Origin of the sequence: Plantactinospora sp. BC1 (assembly GCF_003030345.1) — a bacterium.
GTDB lineage: Bacteria > Actinomycetota > Actinomycetes > Mycobacteriales > Micromonosporaceae > Plantactinospora.
On record NZ_CP028158.1, the window covers coordinates 120,742 to 142,336 of the forward strand.

Annotated in this window: 11 protein-coding genes; all 11 read right to left on the minus strand. The window is 74.0% G+C overall.

Annotation, left to right across the window (positions count from 1 at the left end; all coding sequences use genetic code 11):
* Positions 1 to 37 precede the first annotated feature (37 nt).
* Positions 38 to 310, minus strand: a complete 273-nt coding sequence (locus tag C6361_RS00520; RefSeq protein WP_159079098.1) for a phosphopantetheine-binding protein — start codon at positions 308 to 310, stop codon at positions 38 to 40.
* A 59-nt stretch (positions 311 to 369) separates the two neighbouring features.
* Positions 370 to 3,483 carry a non-ribosomal peptide synthetase gene (locus tag C6361_RS00525; protein WP_107266370.1) on the minus strand — a complete coding sequence of 1,038 codons (3,114 nt, stop codon included), beginning with the start codon at positions 3,481 to 3,483 and terminating at the stop codon, positions 370 to 372.
* Entirely contained in the window at positions 3,480 to 5,189 is a 1,710-nt protein-coding gene (locus C6361_RS00530; protein ID WP_107266371.1) for a class I adenylate-forming enzyme family protein, read from the minus strand. The genes C6361_RS00525 and C6361_RS00530 overlap by 4 nt, the downstream gene beginning before the upstream one ends.
* Positions 5,186 to 11,089, minus strand: a complete 5,904-nt coding sequence (locus C6361_RS00535; protein WP_234359229.1) for a non-ribosomal peptide synthetase/MFS transporter — start codon at positions 11,087 to 11,089, stop codon at positions 5,186 to 5,188. The genes C6361_RS00530 and C6361_RS00535 overlap by 4 nt, the downstream gene beginning before the upstream one ends.
* The gene (locus tag C6361_RS00545) at positions 11,086 to 14,172 is read right to left on the minus strand and encodes a condensation domain-containing protein (protein WP_107266373.1); all 3,087 of its coding nucleotides are present in this window, start codon (positions 14,170 to 14,172) and stop codon (positions 11,086 to 11,088) included. Before C6361_RS00545 ends, C6361_RS00535 begins: the two co-directional genes overlap by 4 nt.
* On the minus strand, positions 14,165 to 14,914 hold the full coding sequence (locus C6361_RS36775) for an HAD family phosphatase (RefSeq protein ID WP_159079099.1): 750 nt from the start codon (positions 14,912 to 14,914) through the stop codon (positions 14,165 to 14,167). The genes C6361_RS00545 and C6361_RS36775 overlap by 8 nt, the downstream gene beginning before the upstream one ends.
* Positions 14,911 to 16,269 carry a glycosyltransferase family 2 protein gene (locus C6361_RS00560; protein WP_107266375.1) on the minus strand — a complete coding sequence of 453 codons (1,359 nt, stop codon included), beginning with the start codon at positions 16,267 to 16,269 and terminating at the stop codon, positions 14,911 to 14,913. The genes C6361_RS36775 and C6361_RS00560 overlap by 4 nt, the downstream gene beginning before the upstream one ends.
* Position 16,270: 1 nt before the next feature.
* A complete protein-coding gene (locus tag C6361_RS00565) occupies positions 16,271 to 17,707 on the minus strand; it encodes a condensation domain-containing protein (protein ID WP_107266376.1) in 1,437 nt (478 codons plus the stop codon).
* Positions 17,704 to 18,765, minus strand: coding sequence for a putative sugar O-methyltransferase (locus C6361_RS00570; RefSeq protein WP_107266377.1), 1,062 nt, complete (start codon positions 18,763 to 18,765; stop codon positions 17,704 to 17,706). Before C6361_RS00570 ends, C6361_RS00565 begins: the two co-directional genes overlap by 4 nt.
* Positions 18,746 to 19,456, minus strand: a complete 711-nt coding sequence (locus C6361_RS00575; protein ID WP_159079100.1) for an SIS domain-containing protein — start codon at positions 19,454 to 19,456, stop codon at positions 18,746 to 18,748. The genes C6361_RS00570 and C6361_RS00575 overlap by 20 nt, the downstream gene beginning before the upstream one ends.
* Before the next feature lie 550 nt (positions 19,457 to 20,006).
* Entirely contained in the window at positions 20,007 to 21,557 is a 1,551-nt protein-coding gene (locus C6361_RS00580) for a phosphodiester glycosidase family protein (RefSeq protein WP_159079101.1), read from the minus strand.
* Positions 21,558 to 21,595: the final 38 nt, after the last annotated feature.

The window sequence follows — 21,595 nt, forward strand, 5'->3', positions numbered from 1 at the left end:
GCGGGGGGGCCCGACGGCGGCCGGTGGACGCCCGTCGTCACACCCCGCGCGAGTGCAGGTAGTCCGCCAGCGCGGGGACGGTGTCCAGCCCGGAGACGTCGTCGTCGGGCTCCACCACGACGCCGTAGCGGTGCTCGACGGCCTGGATCAGCCGCACGTAGCCGAGCGAGGTGAGGCCGAGCAGCCCGAGCGACTCGGGCTCGGCCAGGGCGTCCGCCGCACTGATCTGGCCGTCACTGGCCTCGACGACCAGGCCGGCGAGGTCGTGGTGCAGCTCGGAGACGGTCACCCGGGCTCCTCCGGTCGTCACTCCTGCTCCTCCTGTCGCAACGCCTGCTCTTCCTGCCGCCACTCCTGCTCCTCCGGTCGTCACTCCTGCTCCTCCTGTCGCAACTCCTCGATGGAGCTGACCACCCCGTCGACGGTCGGGGTGTCGAAGAAGACGTCGAACGGCACCTCGACGCCGAGCGCCTTCCGGATCCGGGCGGTGATCTGCATGATCGTCAGCGAGTGGCCACCGAGGTCGAAGAGGCTGTCGTGCGGGCCGATCTCGTCGACCCGCAGTACCTCCTGCCAGATGCCGGCCACGATCCGGGTCAGGGCCACGCTCTCCGGCGTCCCGGCAGGCTCGACCTCGGTGGCCGGCGGCGTGCCGTCGGTCCGCTCCGGGGTCGGCAGGGCGGCCCGGTCGAGCTTGCCCGCCGGGGTACGGGGCAGCCGGTCCAGCCACCGGAGATCCCTCGGGATCATGTAGCGGGGCAGCGTACCGGCGACGTGCGCGCGGACCGGCGCCAGCTCGCCCGCGCCGACCAGGTAGGCCACCAGCTCGCCGTCCCGGACCGCCACCGCCGCCTCGACGACCCCCGGCGCGTCGAGCAACGACCGCTCGACCTCGCCCAGCTCGATCCGGTGCCCGCGCAACTTGACCTGGTTGTCGGCCCGGCCGAGGAACTCGACAGTTCTGTCCGCACCGAGCCGTACCCGGTCACCGGTGCGGTAGCGCCGCCGGCCGGTACCGTCCGGCACGAACCGCTCGGCGGTGAGTTCCGGCCGCCCCCGGTAGCCCCGGGCCAGCCCGACACCGCCGATGCAGAGTTCGCCGGGTACCCCGACCGGCACCGGACGGAGCCGGGCGTCCAGGACGTGCAGCGTGGTGTTGGCGATCGGGCCGCCGATGGTGACCCGGGACGGGTCGGCCGGGATCTCGGCGGCGGTGGACCAGATGGTGGTCTCCGTCGGGCCGTAGACGTTGACCAGGCGGTCGACGAGCGGGCGCAGCCGCCGGGCGAGCGGGAGCGGCAGCGCCTCCCCGCCGCTGAGCGCGGTGATCGGGGCGCCGGCCCAGCCCGCGTCGAGCAGCAGTTGCCAGCTCGACGGGGTGGCCTGCACGTGGGTGATCCCGGCGTCCCGGACGAGTCGGCCGAGCGCGGCGCCCTCCCGGGCGGTCGCGTCGGCGGCCACCACCACCCGGCCGCCGGTGCAGAGCGGCGCGAAGAGTTCGAGTCCGCTGATGTCGAAGGAGATGGTGGTCTGGTGCAGCCAGCGGTCGGCCGGGTCGGCACCGAGCAGCTCGGTCATCGCGGTGACCAGGTTGAGCAACGCCGGGTGGCCGATCTCGACGCCCTTCGGGCGGCCGGTCGAACCGGAGGTGTAGATGACGTAGCCGAGCCCGTCCGGGTCGATGGCGGTCGGCGGTGTCTCCGGCTCACCGGCGAAGGCGGCCAGACCGTCGAGCGGCAGCAGCTCGACGGGTACCCCGCCGAGCGCGGCGGTCGCCTCGGCGTGCCCGAGGACCAGCTTCACTCCGGCGTCGCCGACGATGAACTCCAGCCTGTTCGCCGGATAGCCCGGATCCAGCGGGAGGTAGCCGGCCCCGGCGGCGAGGATCCCCAGCACACCGGCGACGAGTTCGACGCCCCGGCGGGGGCAGAGTCCCACCAGGTCACCGGCGGCGACGCCGTGCCGGCGCAGCCCGTGGCCGATCCGGTGCGCGGCGGCGACCAGCTCGCGGTAGCTCAGGGTGCCGTCGTCGGCGTGCACCGCCACCGCGTCCGGGCTGGCCTCGGCGGCCGCCCGGACCAGGTCGAGCACGGTGCTGGCCGGGCGCGGTCGCGCGGTGGCGTTCAACCGGTCCAGCAGCGCCAGCTCCGCCGGGACGAGCAGGTCGAGGTCGCCGACCGGGCGGTCGGGCTCGGCCAGCGCCGCGCCGAGCAGGGTACGCAGGTGTCCGGCGATCCGCTCGGCGTCCGCGACCGAGAGCAGCCGGGCCGGTACGAGCATCCGCCCGGTCAGCCCGCCCGGCGCGTCGACCAGGTGCAGGTGCAGGGCGCTGCGTACCGTCGCCGGTACGAGCAGCCAGTCCACGTCGGACGCGCTCTCGGCCAGCCGTCGGTAGCTGACCGAGACCGGTGCCATCGCCGGCCGGGGCGGCAGGCCGGGCAGGGCACGCCCGAGCGGTACCTCCCGGTGCCGGTAGACGGCCCGGGCCTCGGCCCGTACCGTGCGGACCAGCTCGGCGAAGGGGGCCGCCAGGTCGACGCCGACGGTCACCGGCAGCTCGTTGACCCACATCCCGAGTTCGTGTGCGGTCTGCGGGGACCGGGTGGAGAGGTCGACGGCGACCGAGGCGGTGCCGTTGCCGTAGCGGGCGAGTACCACGTGCACGGCGGTGAGCAGCACCTCGAACCGGGTCACCCCGAGCGCCGCCGCCCCGGCGGTCAACGCGGCGTCCAGCTCACCGCCCCAGTCGAGGTCGAGTCGGGTGGCGGGTTCGGCGGCGGTCGGCGTACCGGTCAGTCCCGGCAGCAGTACCTCGTCGGCCGGTGCCGGGCGGGCGGACCAGAAGTCGCGGGCCGCCGGGAGCGCCTCGGCGATCCGGTCGGCCTGTGCCCGTACGGCGGCGGTCAGCCCGGCCGGCGATCCGTCGCCCAGCGGCCGGCCGGCGAGCGCCTCGGCCAGGTCGGCGACGAGGACGTCCTTGCCGCCGCCGTCGAGCACCAGATGGTGGCCGACGACCAGCACCACCGTGCGACCGTCGTCGACCCGCAGTGCCACGCAGCGGGCGAGCGGGTCGGCGGTGAGGCCGAAGCCGACGGCGAGTTCGGCGGTGACGGCGGAGTCGAGCGCCTCCGCGCCGACCGCCCGGTGCGCGACCGGCGCCGGGTCGGTGCGGGTCAGCAGCGCCGCGCCGTCCACCTCGGTCACGGTCGCGGCGAGCAGCGGATGCCGGCCGGTCAGCTCCGCCCAGGCCCGATCCAGCACCGCTGGTTCCACCGGCTCCGGCACGGTCAGCGCCACCGCCAGCAGGTACGCCGTCGACGCGCCGCCGGCCCGCTCGGTGAACCAGACGCCCTGCTGGGCCAGGGTCATCGGCACCTCGACCGGCGAACCCGCCACCGCACCGGCTCCGTCGGGTCCGGCGCCGACGACCGGGGCGTGGGCACCGGACGGCTCGGCTGGCAGGAGGTTCGGTGCCTGGGTCATGGCCTCGCCGTTCTCTCTGGTGCTGCCTCCGGTGGGCAGCCGCTCGGATGCGCCGGAGTCGGGTCGGGCTGGTCGAAGAGCGCCCGCAGGCGCTGTTTGACCACCTTGCCGCCGGCGTTGCGGGGCAGTTCGTCGACGTGGACGATCCGGCTGGGCTGCTCGTGCCCGGCCAGCCGGCTGGCGAGGAACCCGCGTACCTCGGCGAGGCGCAGCGGGCGGGTGGTCACCAGCGCGGCCACCGGGGTGGTCCCGAGTACCGGATCGGGCAGGCCGAAGACGGCGGCCTCGACGATCTCGGGGTGCTCGTGCAGGGCCGCCTCGACCGCGACCGTGGAGACCTTGTCCGCACCGCTCTTGATGACGTCGCTCTCCCGGTCGACGAGGTAGAGGTAGCCGTCGGCGTCGAGATAGCCGACGTCGCCCATCCGGGTCCAGCCGTCCCGGAACACCCGCCGGGTCGCCGCCGGATCGTCGTGATAGGACCGCGCGGTACCCGCGGCGCGCAGCCACACCTCGCCGGTCACCCCGGCGGGGCAGGGCCGGCCGGCCTCGTCGCGGACCTGGAGCGCGCCACCGGCGACCACCCTGCCCAGCGCGGCCGGGCGATCGGGCTCGAAGACCACGCTGGTCTGGGTCGGCGCCGCCTCCGTCGAGGTGTAGTAGTTGACGATGGTGGCGCCGGGCAGCGCGGCCGCCAGTCCGGTCGCCACGGCCGGTGGCAGGACGGCGGCGGTCGAGCCGAGCAGCACCACGCTGCTCAGGTCGTACCGCTCCAGTGCCCCCGAGCGGAGCAGTTCGATCGCCATCGCCGGCACCACGAAGACGCTCCCCACCCCGTGCCGCTCGATCAGCCGGGCGAAGTGGTCCGGGCCGAACCGGGCCGTCACCAGCATCCCGGCGTGCGCGTCGAGGGCGTTGAACAGCATGGTCTGACCGGCGTTGGTGCCGATCGGAAAGGCGTGCAGGAACTGCCGGGAGTGGGCCAGCGCCCGCAGCGGCGGGTCGAGCCGGCAGCCGTGGGTCAGGTTGGCGTGCGTCGCGGTGACCCCCTTGGGTCGACCGGTCGTGCCGGAGGTGTAGAGGATCTGCGCCGGGTCACCCGGCCGGGGTCCGGCCGTCGGTGCCGCCCCGGGTAGCTCCGCGTCGGGTAGCGCCGCCCCGGGCAGCTCCGCTCCGGGCAGCTCCGCTCCGGGCAGCTCCGCGTCGGGCAGCCCCGCGACGTCGTCGGGGCCCCAGCGGAGCCGGATCGGCACGTCGGGCAGCTTCGCGGTCGGCCCGTGCAGCAGCGCCGTCGCTCCACTGTGGTCCAGCATGTACGCCAGTTCCGCCGGGGCGCTGCGGGTGGAGAGCGGCACCGCCACCGCGGCGGCGGCGAGTACCCCGGTGTAGGAGCAGGCGTACCCGATCCAGTCCTGGGCGCCGTAGAGCAGCCCGACCCGGTCGCCGGGGCGTACCCCCGCCGCCCGCAGCCCGGCGGCGATCGCCTGGGTCCGGGCCTGCCAGGTGCCCAGGTCGAGGCTGGCCGCGCCCTGGCTGACGGCGACGTGCGACGGTTCGGTGCCGGCCCGGGCGGCGAGCAGTTGCGGCACGGTCAGCGCGACCCGACCGACCCCGCCCGGCCGACGGCCGACGGTCCGCCGCGCCCCGCCGCCGGTGGCGACGCCGCGTCCCGCACCGGCGGCGCCCTCGGCCGAGGTGCCGCTCATCGAGCCGTCACCCGCTCGGTGGCCGCCCGCTGCGCCCCAGCGGGCTGCACCCCACCCGGCTGCGTTCCAACCGGCTGCGCCCCAGCGGGCTGCGTTCCGGCCGGCTGCGTTCCACCGGGCTGCGCATCCGACTCCGCCTGGCACCGCGTTCCAGGCTGCGCCCCGGGCTGCGTTTCGGCGGGCTGGGCGGGCGCGGCCCGGTGGCGCAGCGCCTCCACCCCCACCTGGTCGTCCGGCTGGGCGTCCGGGACCTCGTCGTCGAAGCGGGCGATCCGGGGCAGCCGCATCGCCACCAGCGCCACCGCCGCGATGGCGACCGCGAGCAGCAGGTAGAGCAGGCCGATGCCCCGGCCGTGCCCGACCCCGATGACCCGGCCGACCGTGCCGGCGAGCCCCCCGTCCGGGGCCATCAGCGGTTCGAGGAGGCGGGAACCGACGGGGCCGACCAGGGTCCAGCCGATCGGCAGGGTGGACCAGGCGATGACGGTGTTGATCGCGAAGACCCGGCCGTGGAACCGCTGGGGGATCTTGACCTGCACGATCGTGGTGTAGACGCCGTTGAGCAGCACCAGCCACATCGAGATGCCGAACGCGCCGACCGCGATCACCCACAGCGTCGGCCGCAGGCCGATGACCAGGCAGAAGCCGGCCAGCACCAGCGTGCAGCAGAGCACGGTGAAGAGCCGGCGATGCCGGGGGCCGCCCCAGATGCTCATCGCCAGGCCGCCGAGGAACGCCCCGACGCCGCCCGCGACCGAGACCTGGGCCACCTGGTCGATGCCGGCGAAGGCCAGCACCAGCGGCGTCAGCATCATGAACAGCGGCGACAGGAACACGTTGAGACTCATGAAGAAGAGCAGCAGCGACCGGAAGCCCCGGTGCCCCCAGGAGAGGCGCAGCCCCTCGCGGATCTCGGCGGTCAGGCTCTCCCGGCGCCGCCACGCCAGGGTCCGGGGGAAGCGCACCAGCAGCACGATGACGATGGCGGCGGCGTAGCTGAGCACGTCGATCACGAGGATGCCGCCGAGGTCGATCACGGCGAGCAACGCCACCGAGAGCAGCGGCATCATGATGGTGGCGACGCCGGTCACCATCTGGACGACCCCGTTCGCGTGCCCGAGGTACTGCTTCGGCACCAACTGCGCGATCGCCGAGTTGTAGGCGAGCCGCTGGAAGGTGAGCGACACCGACAGCAACGCGATCAGCGGATAGATGTGCCACACCTGGAGCGACCCGGTCCAGAGCAGGACGCCGAGCAGGAGCTGCGTGCCGCCCGCGCCGACGTCGCCGCAGAGGATCACCGCACGTCTGCTGTACCTGTCGACGACGGCTCCGGCCACCGGCAGCACCAGCAGCCCGGGGACGAGCCCGGCGACGGCGAGCAGCGCGAAGTTCAGCAGCGACCCGGTCTCCTTGAGTACCCAGAGCGGCAGGGCCACGTCGGTGAGGGTCGAGCCGAGGATGGAGACGAGCTGGGCGAGCGCGATGACCAGGAAACGCCCCATGCTGGGTTGCGGCCCGGCCGGGGCGACCCGGTCGGCGGACCGGGAGGTGTCGTGCAGCCACCAGGTCGGCTCTGCACCGCGCGCAGGCCGGGTCAGCGGCTCGGTCCGCTCCGCCAGCACGGCGGAGTCGACGGTGGTGACGATCTCGGCCAGCTCGTCGGCCCGCCACCTGAGGAAGAAGTGCCCGGCCTCGTCGAGTACGACGACGGCGGCGCGGTCGGTCAGGAAGTGCCACTCGGTGAACCGTTCGGCGTAGAACTCGGTCGCCGGGTCCCGCTCGCCGGCCACCGTGATGACTGGTGCGCGGAGCCGCTCGGTGCCGGCGTGCATCAGCTGGGTGAAGTACGCCTCGGCGCTGTCGGAGTCCCGGCGCATGTTCCGGATGATCTGGCGGGCTTGGCCCGGCTCGATGTCGCTCATGTCGACGCCCATCGAGGTCAACCAGTTGGCGTAGACCCGGTCGGAACGGAGCGACTCCATCCGGGTCAGCCGGGACAGTGCGGTCCAGACCCGGCTGCGCGGCCGGGCGAACGGGAAGATCGCTCCGATGTAGACGGCGTCGAGGTCCCGCCCGCGCTGCTCCAGCCGGCGGGCGATCTCGACGGTGAGCGCCGAGCCGACCCCGCAGTGGCCGTAGAGCGCCAGTGGCCCGTCGACCTTTGCCAGGATCTCCTCGGTGCAGCGCTCGGCCAGTTCGTCGAAGGGGAGTGCGGCCTCGTCCAGGCCGATGTCGTGGCCGGGGATGGCGACGGAGAAGAGCCGGTGCCCGGCCGGCAGCGCGTCGGCGAGCGGCTGGTAGACCACGGCGCTGCCGCCGCCGTAGGGCACGCAGACCAGGGTGCGTACCCGCTGCGCGGCGGGCACCGGGCGGGTCAGCTCGTGCACCAGGTCCCGGGGGCCGCGCTGCTCCGGCGGGGCGGCGACGAGCCGGGCCAGCTCGCGTACGGTGCGGTGGGTGAAGAGGTCCAGCACGGAGACGCCGGCACCGGCGGCCCGGCGCAGCCGCGCGACGACCTGCACGGCGAGCAGCGAGTGCCCGCCGAGGTCGAAGAAGTCGTCGTCGAGGCCGACCCTCGGCACGTCGAGCACCTCGGCCCAGACCTCCGCGACCAGCACCTCGGTGGCCGTCTCCGGTGCGACGTAGGGGGCGTCGAGGTCGCGCCCCCGGGGCGGGGCCGGCAACCGCCGCCGGTCCAGTTTGCCGTTCGGGCTCAGCGGCAGCTCGGGCAGCTCGACGAAGGCCGCCGGCACCATGTAGTCGGGCAGCCGCCGTTTGAGGGCGAGCCGGAGCGCGGCGACATCCACCGGGGCGGACCCGACCAGGTACGCCGCCAGCCGCCGGTCGCCCGGACTCTCCTCGCGGACGACGACGGCGGCGTCGCGTATCCCGGGCTGGTCGCGCAGCGCCACCTCGATCTCGCCCAGCTCGATCCGCAGGCCGCGCAGCTTCACCTGCCCGTCGAGCCGGCCGAGGAAGTCGAGTGTCCCGTCCGGCCGCCACCGGGCCAGGTCGCCGGTGCGGTAGCGGCGCTCGCCGTCCGGGCCGGTGCCGAACTTCTCGGCGGTCAGCTCGGGTCGGTTGAGGTAGCCGTGCGCCAGCCCCACCCCGGCCAGGTGCAGTTCGCCCGGTACGCCCACCGGGAGCGGCTCGCCCCGCTCGTCGAGGACGTACACCCGGATGTTGTCGATCGGTGCGCCGATCGGCACCCGGGCGGCGCCGGTCAGCTTCTCGGCGGTGCAGTGGTACGCGGTGACGTCGATGGCGGCCTCGGTCGGCCCGTACAGGTTGTGCAGCTCGGTGTCGGGCAGCGCGGCGAGGGCGCGCAGCGCCAGGTCGACCGGGAGTTCCTCGCCGCTACAGACGATCCGCCGCAGCGACCGGCACCGTCCGATCCCCTCCTCGGTCAGGAACACCGTCAGCATCGACGGCACGAAGTGCACCGTGCTGACCTGCTCGGCCACGATCAGGTCGCGCAGGTAGCCGGCGTCCCGGTGCCCGTCCGGCCGGGCCAGCACCAGCCGGGCGCCGGCCAGCAGCGGCCAGAAGAACTCCCAGACGGAGACGTCGAAGCCGGCCGGTGTCTTCTGCAGCACGGTTTCCGTCGCGGTCAGGCCGTAGCGGCGCTGCATCCAGTGCAGCCGGTTGACCACGCCGCGGTGGCCGTTGAGCACCCCCTTGGGCTGCCCGGTCGAGCCGGAGGTGTAGATCACGTAGGCGGGGTCGTCCGGGCCGGCCAGCGGTTCGGGGGCGGTGCCGGGAGCGCCCGCCCAGTCGGCCGGGTCGTCGAGGGCCAGCACCGGCCGGTCGGTCGGCGGCAACGCGGTCGCAGCCGCCCCGGCGGTGAGTACGGCCACCGGGTCGGCGTCGGCGAGCATGAAGCCGAGCCGTTCGGCCGGGTGGTCCGGATCCAGCGGCAGGTACGCCGCACCCGAGACGAGTACGCCGAGCAGCGCGACGACCAGCTCCGGGCTCCGGTGTGCGCAGACCGCGACCAGCCGCCCCGGCCCGGCGCCGTGTTCGCGCAGCCGGTGGGCGACCCGGTTCGCCCGCTCGGCCAGCTCCCGGTAGCTCAGCGTCGTCCCCTCGAAGGTGACGGCCGGCGCCTCCGGGGTGGCGGCGGCGCTGGCCTGGACCAGCTCGTGCAGGGTCGCCTGCTCCGGGAAGTCGGCGGCGGTGTCGTTCCAGGTGACCAGTACCTCTTCCCGGGCCGCTCCGCCGAGGGCGAGCAGGCGGTGCAGCGGCCGGTCCGGGTCGCGGGCGACCTCGTGCACGAACTCGACGAAGGTGTCGGCGATCCGTTCGACCGTCTCGGCGTCGAAGAGGTCGCGGCGGTAGACGAAGGCGCCGGAGAGCGTCTCCCCGGCCAGCAGGTCCAGCTCCAGGTCGAACCGGGTCGCCACCGCCTCGACGACGAAGGGCGCCACCGAAAGCGCGGTGTTCGCGCCGCCCGGGGAGGGCGGGGAGACCGGTGACGGCGCGGCGGGGGTCCGCATCGAGAGCGCGACCTGGAAGATCGGCGAACGGCCGACGTCGCGCGGCACGTCCAGCTCGGTGACCAGCTCCTCGAACGGCAGCTCCTGGTGGGCGTACCCGTCCAGCACGGTGTCCCGGACCCGGGCGACCAGCTCGGGAAAGCTCGGGTCGCCGCTGGTGTCGACCCGGGTGACCAGCATGTTGACGAACATGCCGATCATCGGCTCCAGCTCGGCATGGCTGCGCCCGGCCTGCGGTGACCCGACGGCGAAGTCGTGCTGCCGGGCGAACCGGGCCAGCACCGCCGCGTAGGCGGCGAGCACCACCATGAAGAGGGTGGCGCCGTGGTCCAGCGCCAGCCGGCGCAGCGCCGCCGTCGACCCGGCGTCCAGGTGCACGCCGACCGGCGCGCCCCGGAAGGTCGGCTCCGCGGGGCGCGGCCGGTCGGTCGGCAGCTCCAGCGGGGGTACCCCGGACAGCCGGGTCCGCCAGTAGCCGACGTCGCGGTCCCGGGTACCGTCGGCGAGCCGCTGCCGCTGCCGTTCCCGCTGCCAGAGCGCGTAGTCGCCGTACTGCCGCCGCAGCGGCGGGAGGGGAGCGGCCGGGGTGCCCCGCCCGGCGTCACCGGCGGCGGCGAGCAGGGTGAGCACCTCGCCGACGAGCAGCTCGGCCGACCAGCCGTCGCAGACGATGTGGTGCACGGTGAGCGCGAGTACGTGGTCGTCGGGATCGACGGCGTAGAGGGCGGCGCGCAGCAGCGGACCCCGGGCCAGGTCGAACGGTTCGGCCAGCCGGGCCTGGACGGCAGTACGCACCCACGCCTCCCGAGCCGCCAGGTCGGCACCGGCCGCCTCGACCACCTCCAGCCGGATCGACACGGTGTCGTCGATGCGCAGTACCGGCCGGCCGTCGGCGGTGGCGTCGAAGCGCATCCGCAGGCTCTCGTGCCGCGCCGCGACCGTCCGGAGGGCGGCCTCCAGCGCGGTCGCGTCGAGCGTCCCGCGCAGCCGGAGTACCACCGGGACGGTGTACGCGGCGGTGCCGGGCGCGTACTGCTCCATGAACCAGAGCCGCTCCTGGGCGAACGAGAGCGGCACCGTGGTCCCCGGCGGCCGGGCCGGGACGACCTCGGCCGGCGCGGCCGCCGGCCTGAGCCGGGCGGCGAGCAGCGACCGTTTGGTGGCGGAGAGCTGGCCGGGAACGCCGGCGGTGGCGGTGCCCGGCGGGGTAGTGCTCGACGGGGTAGTGCTCGGCGTGGCGCTGGCTGGCGTGGCGGTGGCTGGCGTGGCGGTGGCTGGCGTGGCGGTGGCTGGCGTGGCGGTGGCTGGCGTGGCGGTGGCTGGCGTGGCGGTCTCCGCCCGGCGCGGGCCCGCGATGCCGGGCTCCGGTGCGGCCGGGGGCGGCTGGATGCGGCCGGTCACGGTGCCCCCGTCCGGGCGGCGGCGAGTTCTGCCGCCGCCTCGTCCTCGGTGAGCCGGTCGATCTCGGCGACGAGTGCCGCCTCGACCGCGCGGGCGAAGCCGGCGACGGTGGGATGCTGGAACAGCAGCCGCACCGGCAGGTCCAGGCTGACGGCCGCCCGCAGCCGGGCGATCACCCGGACGGCGAGCAGCGAGTGCCCGCCGAGGGCGAAGAAGTCGTCGGCTGCGCCGACCCGGTCGACCGGGAGCAGCTCGGCGAAGATCCCGGCGACCAGTTCCTCCGCGTCGGTCCGGGGTGCCTCGAACGCGACCCGGGCCTCGTCGACGATCGACGGCACCGGCAGCGCCGCCGTGTCGACCTTGCCGTGCGGGGTCAGCGGCAGCGCGGCCAGCGGCACCAGCACGCTCGGCACCAGCGGCGCGGGGAGCCGCTCGGCGGCGTGGGCCCGGACCTCGGCCACGGCGGAGGTGCCGGTCACGTACCCGACCAGCGTCTCGCCGAGCGCGGTGACCACGGCCTGGCCCACCTCCGGGTGCCCGGTCAGCACCGCCTCGACCTCGCCCGGCTCGACCCGTACCCCGCGTATCTTGAGCTGCCGGTCGAGGCGGCCGAGGAACTCGAGTACGGGTTCGTCCCGGCGCCAGCGGGCCCGGTCGCCGGTGCGGTAGAGCCGCCCGCCGCCGTACGGGTCGGGGCGGAACCGCTCGGCGGTCAGGTCGGGCCGGCCGAGATAGCCGTCGGCGAGCCCGGCACCGGCCAGGCAGAGTTCACCGACCGCCCCCCGGGGCACGAGCCGCCCCGCCTCGTCGAGCAGGTACGCCCGGGCCCCGCCGACCGGGCGCCCGATCGGTGGCCGGCGAGCGGTGTCGGCGGCCCCGAGGTCGATCGCGGTGGCGATGATCGTCGCCTCGGTCGGCCCGTACGTGTTGGTCAGCCGGATCCGGTCGCCGTGCCGGTCGCGCCAGCGGGCGACCGCCGTCGCGTCCACCTGTTCACCGCCGAGGATCACCAGCCGCAGCGCGGCCGGCCAGTCCGGTACGAGGCCCAGCAGCTCCTGCCAGTACGCGGTCGGCAGGTCGAGTACCGTGATCGCCGGGTCGGCGGCGAGCAGTTCCGGCAGCGACTGTGCACCGTCGGGGAGCAGCACCAGGGTGCCGCCGGTGGCCAGGGTGGGCCAGATCTCCTCGGCGTGGGTGTCGAAGCTCGGCTCGGCGAACTGCACGACCCGGTCGGTGCCGGTCAGCCGGTAGGCGTCGATCATCCAGCCGACGCGTGCGGCCAGGGCGGCGCGGCCGACGAGCACCGGTTTCGGAGTTCCCGTCGAGCCGGAGGTGAAGAGGACGTAGCCGGGGTCGGGCACCCGGGTCGGCGCGGTCGAGCCGGGCCGGAGACCCTCGACGGTGAGTACGGCGGCGACGGCGGCCTGCTCGACCAGCGCCGCCCGGCGCCGGGGCGGCAGTCCCGGGTCGACCGGCAGGTAGCCGGCGCCGACCCGCCAGGTCGCCAGCAGGGCGACGACCAGGTCGGGGCCGCGCGGCAGGTTCACCCCGACGAGCTGGCCGGGCCGGACCCCGGCGGCCCGCAGCGCGTCGGCCAGCTCGCCGGCACGTGCCCAGAGTTCCCGGTAGCTGACCTGGTCGGCGCCGCTGACCAGGGCGATCGCCTCGGGTGTGGTGTCGACCGCCCCGGCGATGCGGGCGAGCAGCGGCGGGCCGTCGGCGAGGACCGGGCCGGTGCCGATCCGGGTCAACTCGGCCCGGGCCGCCTCGTCGACCAGCGGTAGCGCCCGGACCGGAGTGTCCGGGTCGGCCAGCACGGCGCGCAGCACGGCGCCGAACCGGTCGGCCAGCTCGTCGGCGGTGGCCGGGTCGAACAGGTCGGCGCTACAGGTGAGCAGGATGTCCATCCGGACGTCGTCGGACCGGCTGTTGATCGCCGTCGAGCTGACGAAGACGTCCATGGCGACGTCGGTGACGGTGCGCCGCGACCCCTCCCCGAACGCCTCGACGGTGAGCCCCTGGAAACCCTCGAAGCCGGTCGCCGAGACGTCCATCGTGGAGTGCAGGGTGAAGGCGGCCTGGAAGAGCGGGTTGCGGCCCGGGTCGCGCGGCAGGTCGAGGTCGGCGACGAGCTGCTCGAACGGGATCTCCTGGTGGGCGAAGGCGGCCAGGCAGGTCGCCCGGGTCCGCAGCACCAGGTCGCGCAGCGTGACGTCACCGGAGAGGTCGCCGCGGAGCACCAGCATCCGGGTGAAGTAGCCGAAGACCGACTCCGCCGCCACGTCGTCGCGGCCGGCGACCGGGGTACCGACACAGATGTCGTGCTGACCGCTGGCCTGCGCCAGGGTCAGTTGGTAGACCGTCATCAGCAGCATGAACGGGGTGCAGCGCAGGTGCCGTGCCGCCTGTTGCACCGAGGTCCACAGCTCGGCGCCGCACCCGCGGACCACCGCAACGCCCGCCGAGGTGCGTACCGCCGGGCGTGGCCGGTCCAGCGGCAGTTCGAGTACCGGCGGCCGGGCCAGCGCCGTCCGCCAGTAGCCGAGCGCCGCCTCGTCAACGGCCTGCGCGGAGCGGGCGTGGTCGAGGTAGCGCAGGCCGGGGGCGGCGGGTTCGACTCCCCGGTACGCCTCGGCGACCTGCCGGTAGAGCAGGTTCATCGACCAGCCGTCCCCGACGATGTGGTGCACGGCGGTGCAGAGCACGTGTCTGCGCGCGTCGAGGCGCAGCAGGCCGACCCGGATCAGATGCCCCTCGGCGAGGTCGAACGGGCGGCCGATCAGCTCCTCGACGGCCCGCCGGGCCTCGTCCTCGCTCGACACCTCGACCAGCCGTACGGGTGTCGGCCGTGCCGCCAGCACCTCCTGGACCGGTACGCCGCCGGACTCGACGAACCGGGTCCGCAGGCTCTCGTGCCGGGCGATCACGGTGTCGAGGGCGCCGACCAACCGCTCGACGTCGAGGTCGCCCCGGAGCAGCACCGTGGTGGAGACGGTGTACGCGGGGTCGCCCGGGTCGAGCCGGTCGAGGAACCAGAGGCGCCGCTGTGCCGGGGTCAGCGGTGCCCGATCGTGTTCAGCCATGACGTGCCCGCCCCCCGTGGACCGGCTCCGGGACGGCGGGTCCCAGCAGGCGGTCCAGCAGTCGCGGCAGCTCCGGGTGCTGCCAGTCCGGGAAGACCGCCGCCGCTCCGGCCGCCCCGATCCTCTCCAGGTAACCCCGGTCCGGCACGGTGGGCATCGCCACCACCGGACTGCCGGCCGACCGGGCGGCGGTGATGCCGGTGACCGAGTCCTCGAAGACCAGTTGACTCGCCGGGGGGACACCGAGCCGTCGCGCCGTTTCCCGGTAGACGTGCGGCGCCGGCTTCAGCTCCGGTACGTCCCGCGCCGTCACCACCCGGTCGGCGCCGAAGAGCGGGAGCAGCCCCGCCCGGCGCAGGATCCGCAGCGCGGTCCCGCGTTCGGTGACGGTGCCGACGGCCATCGGGACACCCCGACCAGCCAGCCGGTGCACGATTTCGGCCACACCGCTGCGCGGCACGATCTCGTCGACGGCACCGACCAGCGAAGAGAAGTACCGGCGCTTCGCCGCGAGCACCTCGGCCGGCGAGACCCCGGTGCCGGACAGCGCCGCGACCTCCGCCGCCAGCCGGGCGTCGGGGCCGCCGACGAAGTGCGGGAGCCGGTGCAGCGCCTCGTCCCAGCTGAGCACGACGCCGACCTCCCGGGCGGCCCGCAGTAGGGCGTCGTGGTGGAACCGTTCCAGGTCGACCAGGGTTCCGTCGAGGTCGAAGGCGACCGCCGACGGCCGGCTGCCCGTCACCGCCGGCCACCAGGCGGCGCGGACCCGAGGTCGGGTGGTGCCGCCGTCGCCGACCCGGGGTGGGTGAGCCGGACGACGGCCATCTCGTCGTCCTGGTAGGAGATGACGGCGGAGTAGCGGGGCGTGAGCATGTCGAGGAGATAGTCCAGGTCGTCGAGCATGCCGATCCCGTCGGCCGGGTCCCGGCGGAGCCCCTTCGACAGCACCAGCAGCGCCACCCCGGCGATGCGGAGGCTGTCCAGGATCAGCGCGGAGAGGTCGATCGGGGTGAGCATGCGCCACAGGTCGAGGTGCACGACGTAGTCGAAGGAGCCGTCCGGGTACGGCGTCCGGACGCCGAACAGGTGCGGGTTCTCCGGCCCGTACGCGACGGCGTGGTCGATGCCGGTGATCCGGCCGGCCGACGCCGCCGTGCCGACGTCGTACCCGATCCAGAGACTGCTCGCCGCGTCCGGCAGGCCGACGGCCTTGCGCACGGCGTCGCCGGTGACCCGGGCCGGATGGTCCCGGACGAACTCCCGGCACTCCTCGTAGAACGGCAGCGTCCGGGCGACCCGGCGGTGGTTGTCCGACGGGTGGGTGAAGAACTCGACGTCGTAGTGCCGGTATTTCTCGACGAGGTACGGCAGGACCGGCTTGGTCTTCTCCCACTCGGTCGCCCAGTCCCGGAAGTGCGGGGTGTGGTAGCAGAGGGCGTCCGGGTCGTAGCGGAAGCGGCTGCTGTCCCGACCGAAGTGCCGGTAGATCCGGTAGGTGAAGTCGGTGTCCTCGTATCCCCACTGCACGAACGCCTCGTCGAAGCCACCGACCTGGAGGTAGAGCTCGCGGGGGAGCGAGAGGTTGTGCGTGAAGCCGAACATCCAGCCGGTACGCCGGTAGACGTCGAAGCCGCCGCCGGCCCGCCCCGGCAGGTCGCGGTGGTCGCCCTCCATCGGCAGCAGGTCGGCCTCGTCGGGTATCGCCTGCCGCAGCCGGGCGAACGTTCCCCAGCTCGGCTCGATCCGCCGGCCGTAGACGACCTCGACGCACGCCCCGCCGGACCGGCGCAGGTGCCGTTCCACCAGGTCCGGGGCGGCGTAGGAGTCCGCGTCCATCAGCAGCAGCAGATCGGCCCGGGACCGGGCCACCCCGGAGTTCCGGGCCGCCGACCGCCCCCGGTTGGTGTCGTGCCGGACGTACCGCAGTCGCAGGTCGGCCTCGTGCCGGCGGACCACCGCGCGGACGTCCTGGACCGAGGCGTCGTCGACCACGATCACCTCGAACCGGTCCCGGTCGGCGGTCTGCCGGGCGAGCGACCCGAGGGTCAGGTCCAGGCAGCTGACCTGGTTGTAGGTCGGCATGATCACGGAGAGCACGTCAGGCTCCCCGGTGTGCGTGCAGGGTCGGCGTGGCGATCCCGACGAGGTCGGCCACCCGGTCGACGTCGAGGTCACCGGCGTCGAGCAGCTCGATCAGCACGAGTTCCAGCCCGGCCAGCAGCCTGCCGGCGTCGGCGGCCGGCAGGCGGCGGCTGTCGGCGAAGAGTTCGAGGACGGCGCGGGAGCGCAGCGACCTGACGTGCAGGTACAGCGTCAGCCGCTCGCTCTCCCGGCCCTCCAGCTCGGAGACCACGGTGGCCGCGGTCAGCTCGCGCAGCTCGGCGACGCCGAGCGGCGCCGGAGGCGGCCCCGCGACGCCGGGTTCGGGTACCACGTTCACGGTGCTCGCCAGGTCGATGTCGACACCCCGCCGGGTCTGCACCTCCGCCAGCAACCGCGCGACGTCCCGGGGGTCGCTCTGCCCCCGCAGGTACGCCAGCGTCGAGGCCCGGTGCGCGGCGCGGAGGGTGCCGGCCAGCGAGCCGCCGTCCACCTTGATCAGTGCCGGGGCGCCCTGGTAGAAGGTCCCCACCGAGGCGGCGTCGCCCGGGGTGAACCGGTTGCCCCCGGCGAGGAAGAGCGGCACCTCCCGGGTACCGGTCCGGACGCCGATGATCGTGGCGAGCGCGCCGAGCAGGACGGCGGCCGGCCCGACCCGGTGGCGTACCGAGACCGCCCGTACGGCCGCCGCCAGCGCCACCGAGTGCAGGCCGACGCCGGGGAAGAGCGGGCTCCCGCCCGGCCCCGGCGGCCCGGGAAAGGCGGTCGGCGGCATGCTCTCCAGCACCCGGCGCCAGTAGGCGAGGGCGAGCTCGTTGGTCCGGCGGCCCGACGCCGACGCCTCGTAGCCGGCCCGGGCCAGCGGCTGCCAACCTGCGGCCGGCGCGGCGCGGTCGTCGCGGAGCAGGTCGAGGAACTCCCGGCGGAGCACGAAGCAGCCCCAGGAGTCGGCGGCGAGGTGGGAGAGGACGAAGACGACCTGCCGGGGGCGGCCACCGGCGGCGACGAGGCTCACCCGCAGCGGCCACTCGTCGTCGTGCCGGAACGGCTGCCGCCAGAGCCGTTCCTCGGCCTGCTCGGCAACCCGGCGTACCCGGCCGGGCTCGGTCTCGCAGATCTCCACCGGCAGGTCGCCGGCCCGGTCGCAGTGCTGCCGGGGCTCGCCGTCCGGGTCGACGGTGAACCGGGTCCGCAGCGCCTCGTGGCGGCCGACGAGGGTGTGCAGCGCGGTCAGCACCCGCTCCCGGGTGACGTCGCCCGGCAGGTGCACCCGGAACCGGATGTTGAGGTAGTGGTTGGCCGGGGCCAGCGACTCCAGGATGTCCCAGACGAAGCGCTGTCCCCAGGTCAGCTCGGCGCTGCCCCCGTCCAGCCCGGTGAACTCCAGCGTCGACCGCTCGCGGCGCGGCGCGTCGGCTGTCCCGTCGCCGGTCATGACGCCTCGGCGGTCGGGTCGGTGCCGACACGGCGGTAGAGCAGGAACCAGTCACCGGCCCCGACGAGTTCGCGTACGTCGGGGTCGGCGATGGTGGGTTCGCGGGCCGCCAGGACGTAGCCGTGGCGCGCGAGTACCGGGGCGAAGTCCCGCCGGAGGTAGTCGTCCTCCAGGCTGAGCAGCCGGTCGCCCTCGTTCGGCACGATCAGCAGCGTGGGTACGCCGCATCGGGCCAGCAGGTCGATCCAGGCCTCGATCGCCGCGATCGGCATCTCCGAGAAGCTGTGCACGTTGACGGCCAGGTCGGGCCGCTCGGCCGCCAGCCGCTCCGCCATCTCGTCGAGGCGCAGGACCACCGCCTTCGGCTCGACCCTGCGGTGTCGCAGGTAGTGCTCGCTGAGGAAGGTCGACTCCGGGATCGCGTCGACACAGAGATAGCGCTTCAGGCCGGGAACGCTCTCCACCATCCGGTGGGCGAGGCGGCCGTACCCGGCGCCGATGTCGACGACGGTGAAGTCGGTCCTGGAGAGCAGCCCCCAGTGCCGGTCCAGGAAGTAGATCTCGTTGATCGAGTCGAGCAGGTCCCGGCTGGCCGTCGGCAGGCTCTCGAAGTCGAACGTCCAGCAGCCGAACGCGCCGTCCTCGGTGGTCCGGTCGAGCAACTTGTGCGTGTCGAGCGAGCTGACGTACCGGGCGAAGAGGAAGAACTTCAACCGGGCGTTGTCGCCGAGCTGGCGCAGCTGCCAGACGTAGGCGTTGTCGCCACGGAAGTACCGGAGGTCGAGGTCGCGCAGGCGCCGGCTCCGCCGCCAGAACCGGCCGGGCCGGAACGGCGACGCCAGCTCCCGGTAGCGCCTCCGGAGCTGCACCAGGTCCGGGTTCCGGTCGTGCAGCAGCGCGGCCAGCTCGGCGGGGAGCGGTCGGGAGTCGTCGTACCGCCCGTGGCCGGCGTGGATCCGATAGCTGGTGATCTCGGTGGAGGTCCGCGTCAGGGTCAGCCCGAAGAGGCCGACGAGGTAGCGAACGGTGAGGAAGAGCCTAGAACTGACGTGGTTCACCGCGCTCGCCAACCTTCTCGCGTTCCGCCCCGGCACCGGCCGGCCCGTCGTCGGCGGCAGCGGCGCTGAATCGGCAGGCGTCGCCGCCGCGCAGCACGCGTACCGCCATGTGCCCGAGGGCGACGTGCAGGTCCTCGGTCAGGCCGTAGTCCGCCTGGCCGAAGACGACGAGCCGGTCCGCGAGCCGCGCCACCTCACCGGCGTTGCCGAGCGCGGCCAGCACGGTCATCCCGAGGTCACGGCCGACCCGGGCCGCCCGGACCAGGTTGGTCGAGTGACCGCTGACGCTCAGCAGCAGCAGTGCGTCGCGCGGCCTGCCCCAGCCGGTCAGCTGCCGGGAGAAGATCTCGTCGTAGCAGTGGTCGTTGGCGATCGCGGTGATCCGGGCGATGTTCTCGGTCAGCGCCACGACCTGGGGCGCACCGCCCAGGGTGCCCGCCGCCGCCATCAGGTCGCTGGCGATGTGGATCGCCGCCGTGCTGCTGCCGCCGTTGCCGGCCACGAAGACCCGGCGACCCGAGTGCAGGGTGAGGACCAGGGTCTCCAGCAGGTCGGTCACCGAGCCGGTCTCCAGCTGGGCCAGCGCCAGCGTCAGGTCGTCGACGTACTGCTTGACCACGGTTTCGGCGCCGGTGGGTGCGGGGACCGGCCCGGCTGCCGGATCGAGCCGCTCGCCCGGGTGGACGGTCATCGGTATTCGGCGGCGGGGGAGCGCCCGAATTGCACGGACGCACCGCATTCGGTGTTGCTTTCGGATAACCGCCGGAGACCCCGTTCCGGGGTGTGCGGCGCAATTATGGCCGCCGATAGTCCGACCAACGCAGGCTCCTCCTCGACACGTTGTGCGAGGACGGTGACAGACCGCAGCGCTGCGCCAGGTCGCCGTTCCCCCGTGACCCGTGTGGAAGATAACAACCATCGATGGGTACGGCAACCCCGCGATTGTGCGTCCCGGGGCCGGCCTGGGCATCTTCCATCGTGCTACCAGCGACCCGTGACGGCGGTATATCGAGATTGGACGATTCGCGCCCGCTCGGTCCCGAAATAGACCGGTGCCCGCCGTGCGGTGCGGAATGCGCCCGGAATTTGGGTGTCCACCCCGCCCTCGGACCGATCCGGAATCGCTGTCCGGCACATTTTGTCGAATGCCGGGCAACGCTCCCGCTGGCCGACGGTCCGGTCGGTTACGGCTTGGTGGGATTTACGATAGGGAGGACTGGCCCGGCGGCCGGGTGCGGCGCTCAGACCCGGGTGATCCGGACCGCGTCGGCGACGACGTAGCCGGTGCCCGACGTCCACCGGCTCACCCCCACCCTGTTCGCGTCTCCCGAGGGCAACGTGAACACCCCGAGCGACACCCACCGTCCGCCGTTGGCCCGCTGGTTCACCCGTACGGTCTGGTTGCCGCTGGTGGTGGCGACGATGAACGGCGTCGAGTCGTTGTATCCGGGGTCGGCCGGATACCAGACCGCCACCGCGTAGCTGGCGGTCTCCGGGACGTTCACCCGGTACCAGGCGACGTCGCTGGACAGGACCGGGTCGGCGAACCGGTAGTCGGTGCCGAACCTGGAGCTGGAGTAGCTGGAGGTACCCCAGTTCGCGCTGGCGGTGAACCGGCCGGCCGTGCTGTTGTCGACCGTGCTGCTCCACGCCTGCGCGGTGGAGACGAAGCCGATCCCGTTCGGCACCGGTCGTTGCGCGCCGTCCGACGGGGTGTTGCGGACCGACACCGAGGTCGCTCCCGGCATCCGGGCGACCATGGTGCTGGAGCCGCCGCCGTCGAGGTTGATCGCGTCGTCGGCGCCGAGCGACTTCATGTAGTTGGCGAGTTCGACATAGGTCATCCCGACGCTGGTACCGGAGCGTCCGTCGACGACGACCATCCACATGGTGAGCCCGTCCGCCGAGAAACCGACCGCGGTACGCGGATTGCGCGGATGCGCCACCGTGGTGGCCACCCCGTCCCGGACCAGTACGAGGTTGCCGCCGATCGCGACCTGGGTCGCGCCGGCCGCGCCGCGTGGCGAGTAGTCGACGGTGACCGTGTCGCCGACGGCGATCCCGGCCAGGGCGTCGGCACCGGCGTTCACCCCGAGCAGTACGACGGATCCGGCCGACACCTTGCCACCGGCGGTGGTGCTGACCCGGCTGACCCGGCCACCGGTTATCTCGACCTCCCGGCTCCGGGTAGCACCGTCGAGTGCCTGACTGCGTGGCTCGTCGCCCCAGAGCGCGTTGTAGACGCCGATGCCGTCGGCGGCGATGTTCGGCGAGTTGAGGTTGGTGGCGGTGAGCTGGGCGCCGCCGGGGAGGGTGATCCGCGCGTCGAGGAAGATCTGGGCCAGGCCGCCCCGGGTGCCGGTGCCGTTGGCGTACAGCGCGGCCACGTTGTTCCAGCCGGACGCGGGGCCGTGCAGCATCGTGCCGTCGTCCAGCCCCACCCCCCGGGGTGCCCCGGTGGCGCCGATGTCGAAGAAGTCTCCGTTCACGGCGGCGACCGCGCCGACCCGGTTCGCCTGGGTGGTCAGGGTGGCGGTGGCGCCGACGGTCCCGGGACTGAGGTATTTCGGCTTCAGGGTGGGCTCGGAGAGGTTCGCGGTGAGGACGTTGACCTGGTTCGGACCGCTGGTCGAGGCGGTGCTCAGGGAGAGGCCGGGGGCCAGTGAGGTGCTGGCGAGCGTACCGATGTCGGGGTCGGCGGCGACCGCGACCGCCGGGACGGGGTTCGCCGCACCGATGCCGACGAAGGCGACCAGTGCGGCGAGCGGGACGGCGAGGGCTGATCGTCGCATGGCGTCTCCCGTGCGGGCAGGGGTGGGGACCGGAGACC

Coding starts and splice junctions, on each gene's coding strand:
- C6361_RS00575 (WP_159079100.1), bottom strand. CDS start 19,456: ATGACCGTCCACCCGGGCGAGCGGCTCGATCCGGCAGCCGGGCCGGTC.
- C6361_RS00565 (WP_107266376.1), bottom strand. CDS start 17,707: ATGACCGGCGACGGGACAGCCGACGCGCCGCGCCGCGAGCGGTCGACG.
- C6361_RS00530 (WP_107266371.1), bottom strand. CDS start 5,189: ATGAGCGGCACCTCGGCCGAGGGCGCCGCCGGTGCGGGACGCGGCGTC.
- C6361_RS00580 (WP_159079101.1), bottom strand. CDS start 21,557: ATGCGACGATCAGCCCTCGCCGTCCCGCTCGCCGCACTGGTCGCCTTC.
- C6361_RS00545 (WP_107266373.1), bottom strand. CDS start 14,172: ATGGCTGAACACGATCGGGCACCGCTGACCCCGGCACAGCGGCGCCTC.
- C6361_RS00525 (WP_107266370.1), bottom strand. CDS start 3,483: ATGACCCAGGCACCGAACCTCCTGCCAGCCGAGCCGTCCGGTGCCCAC.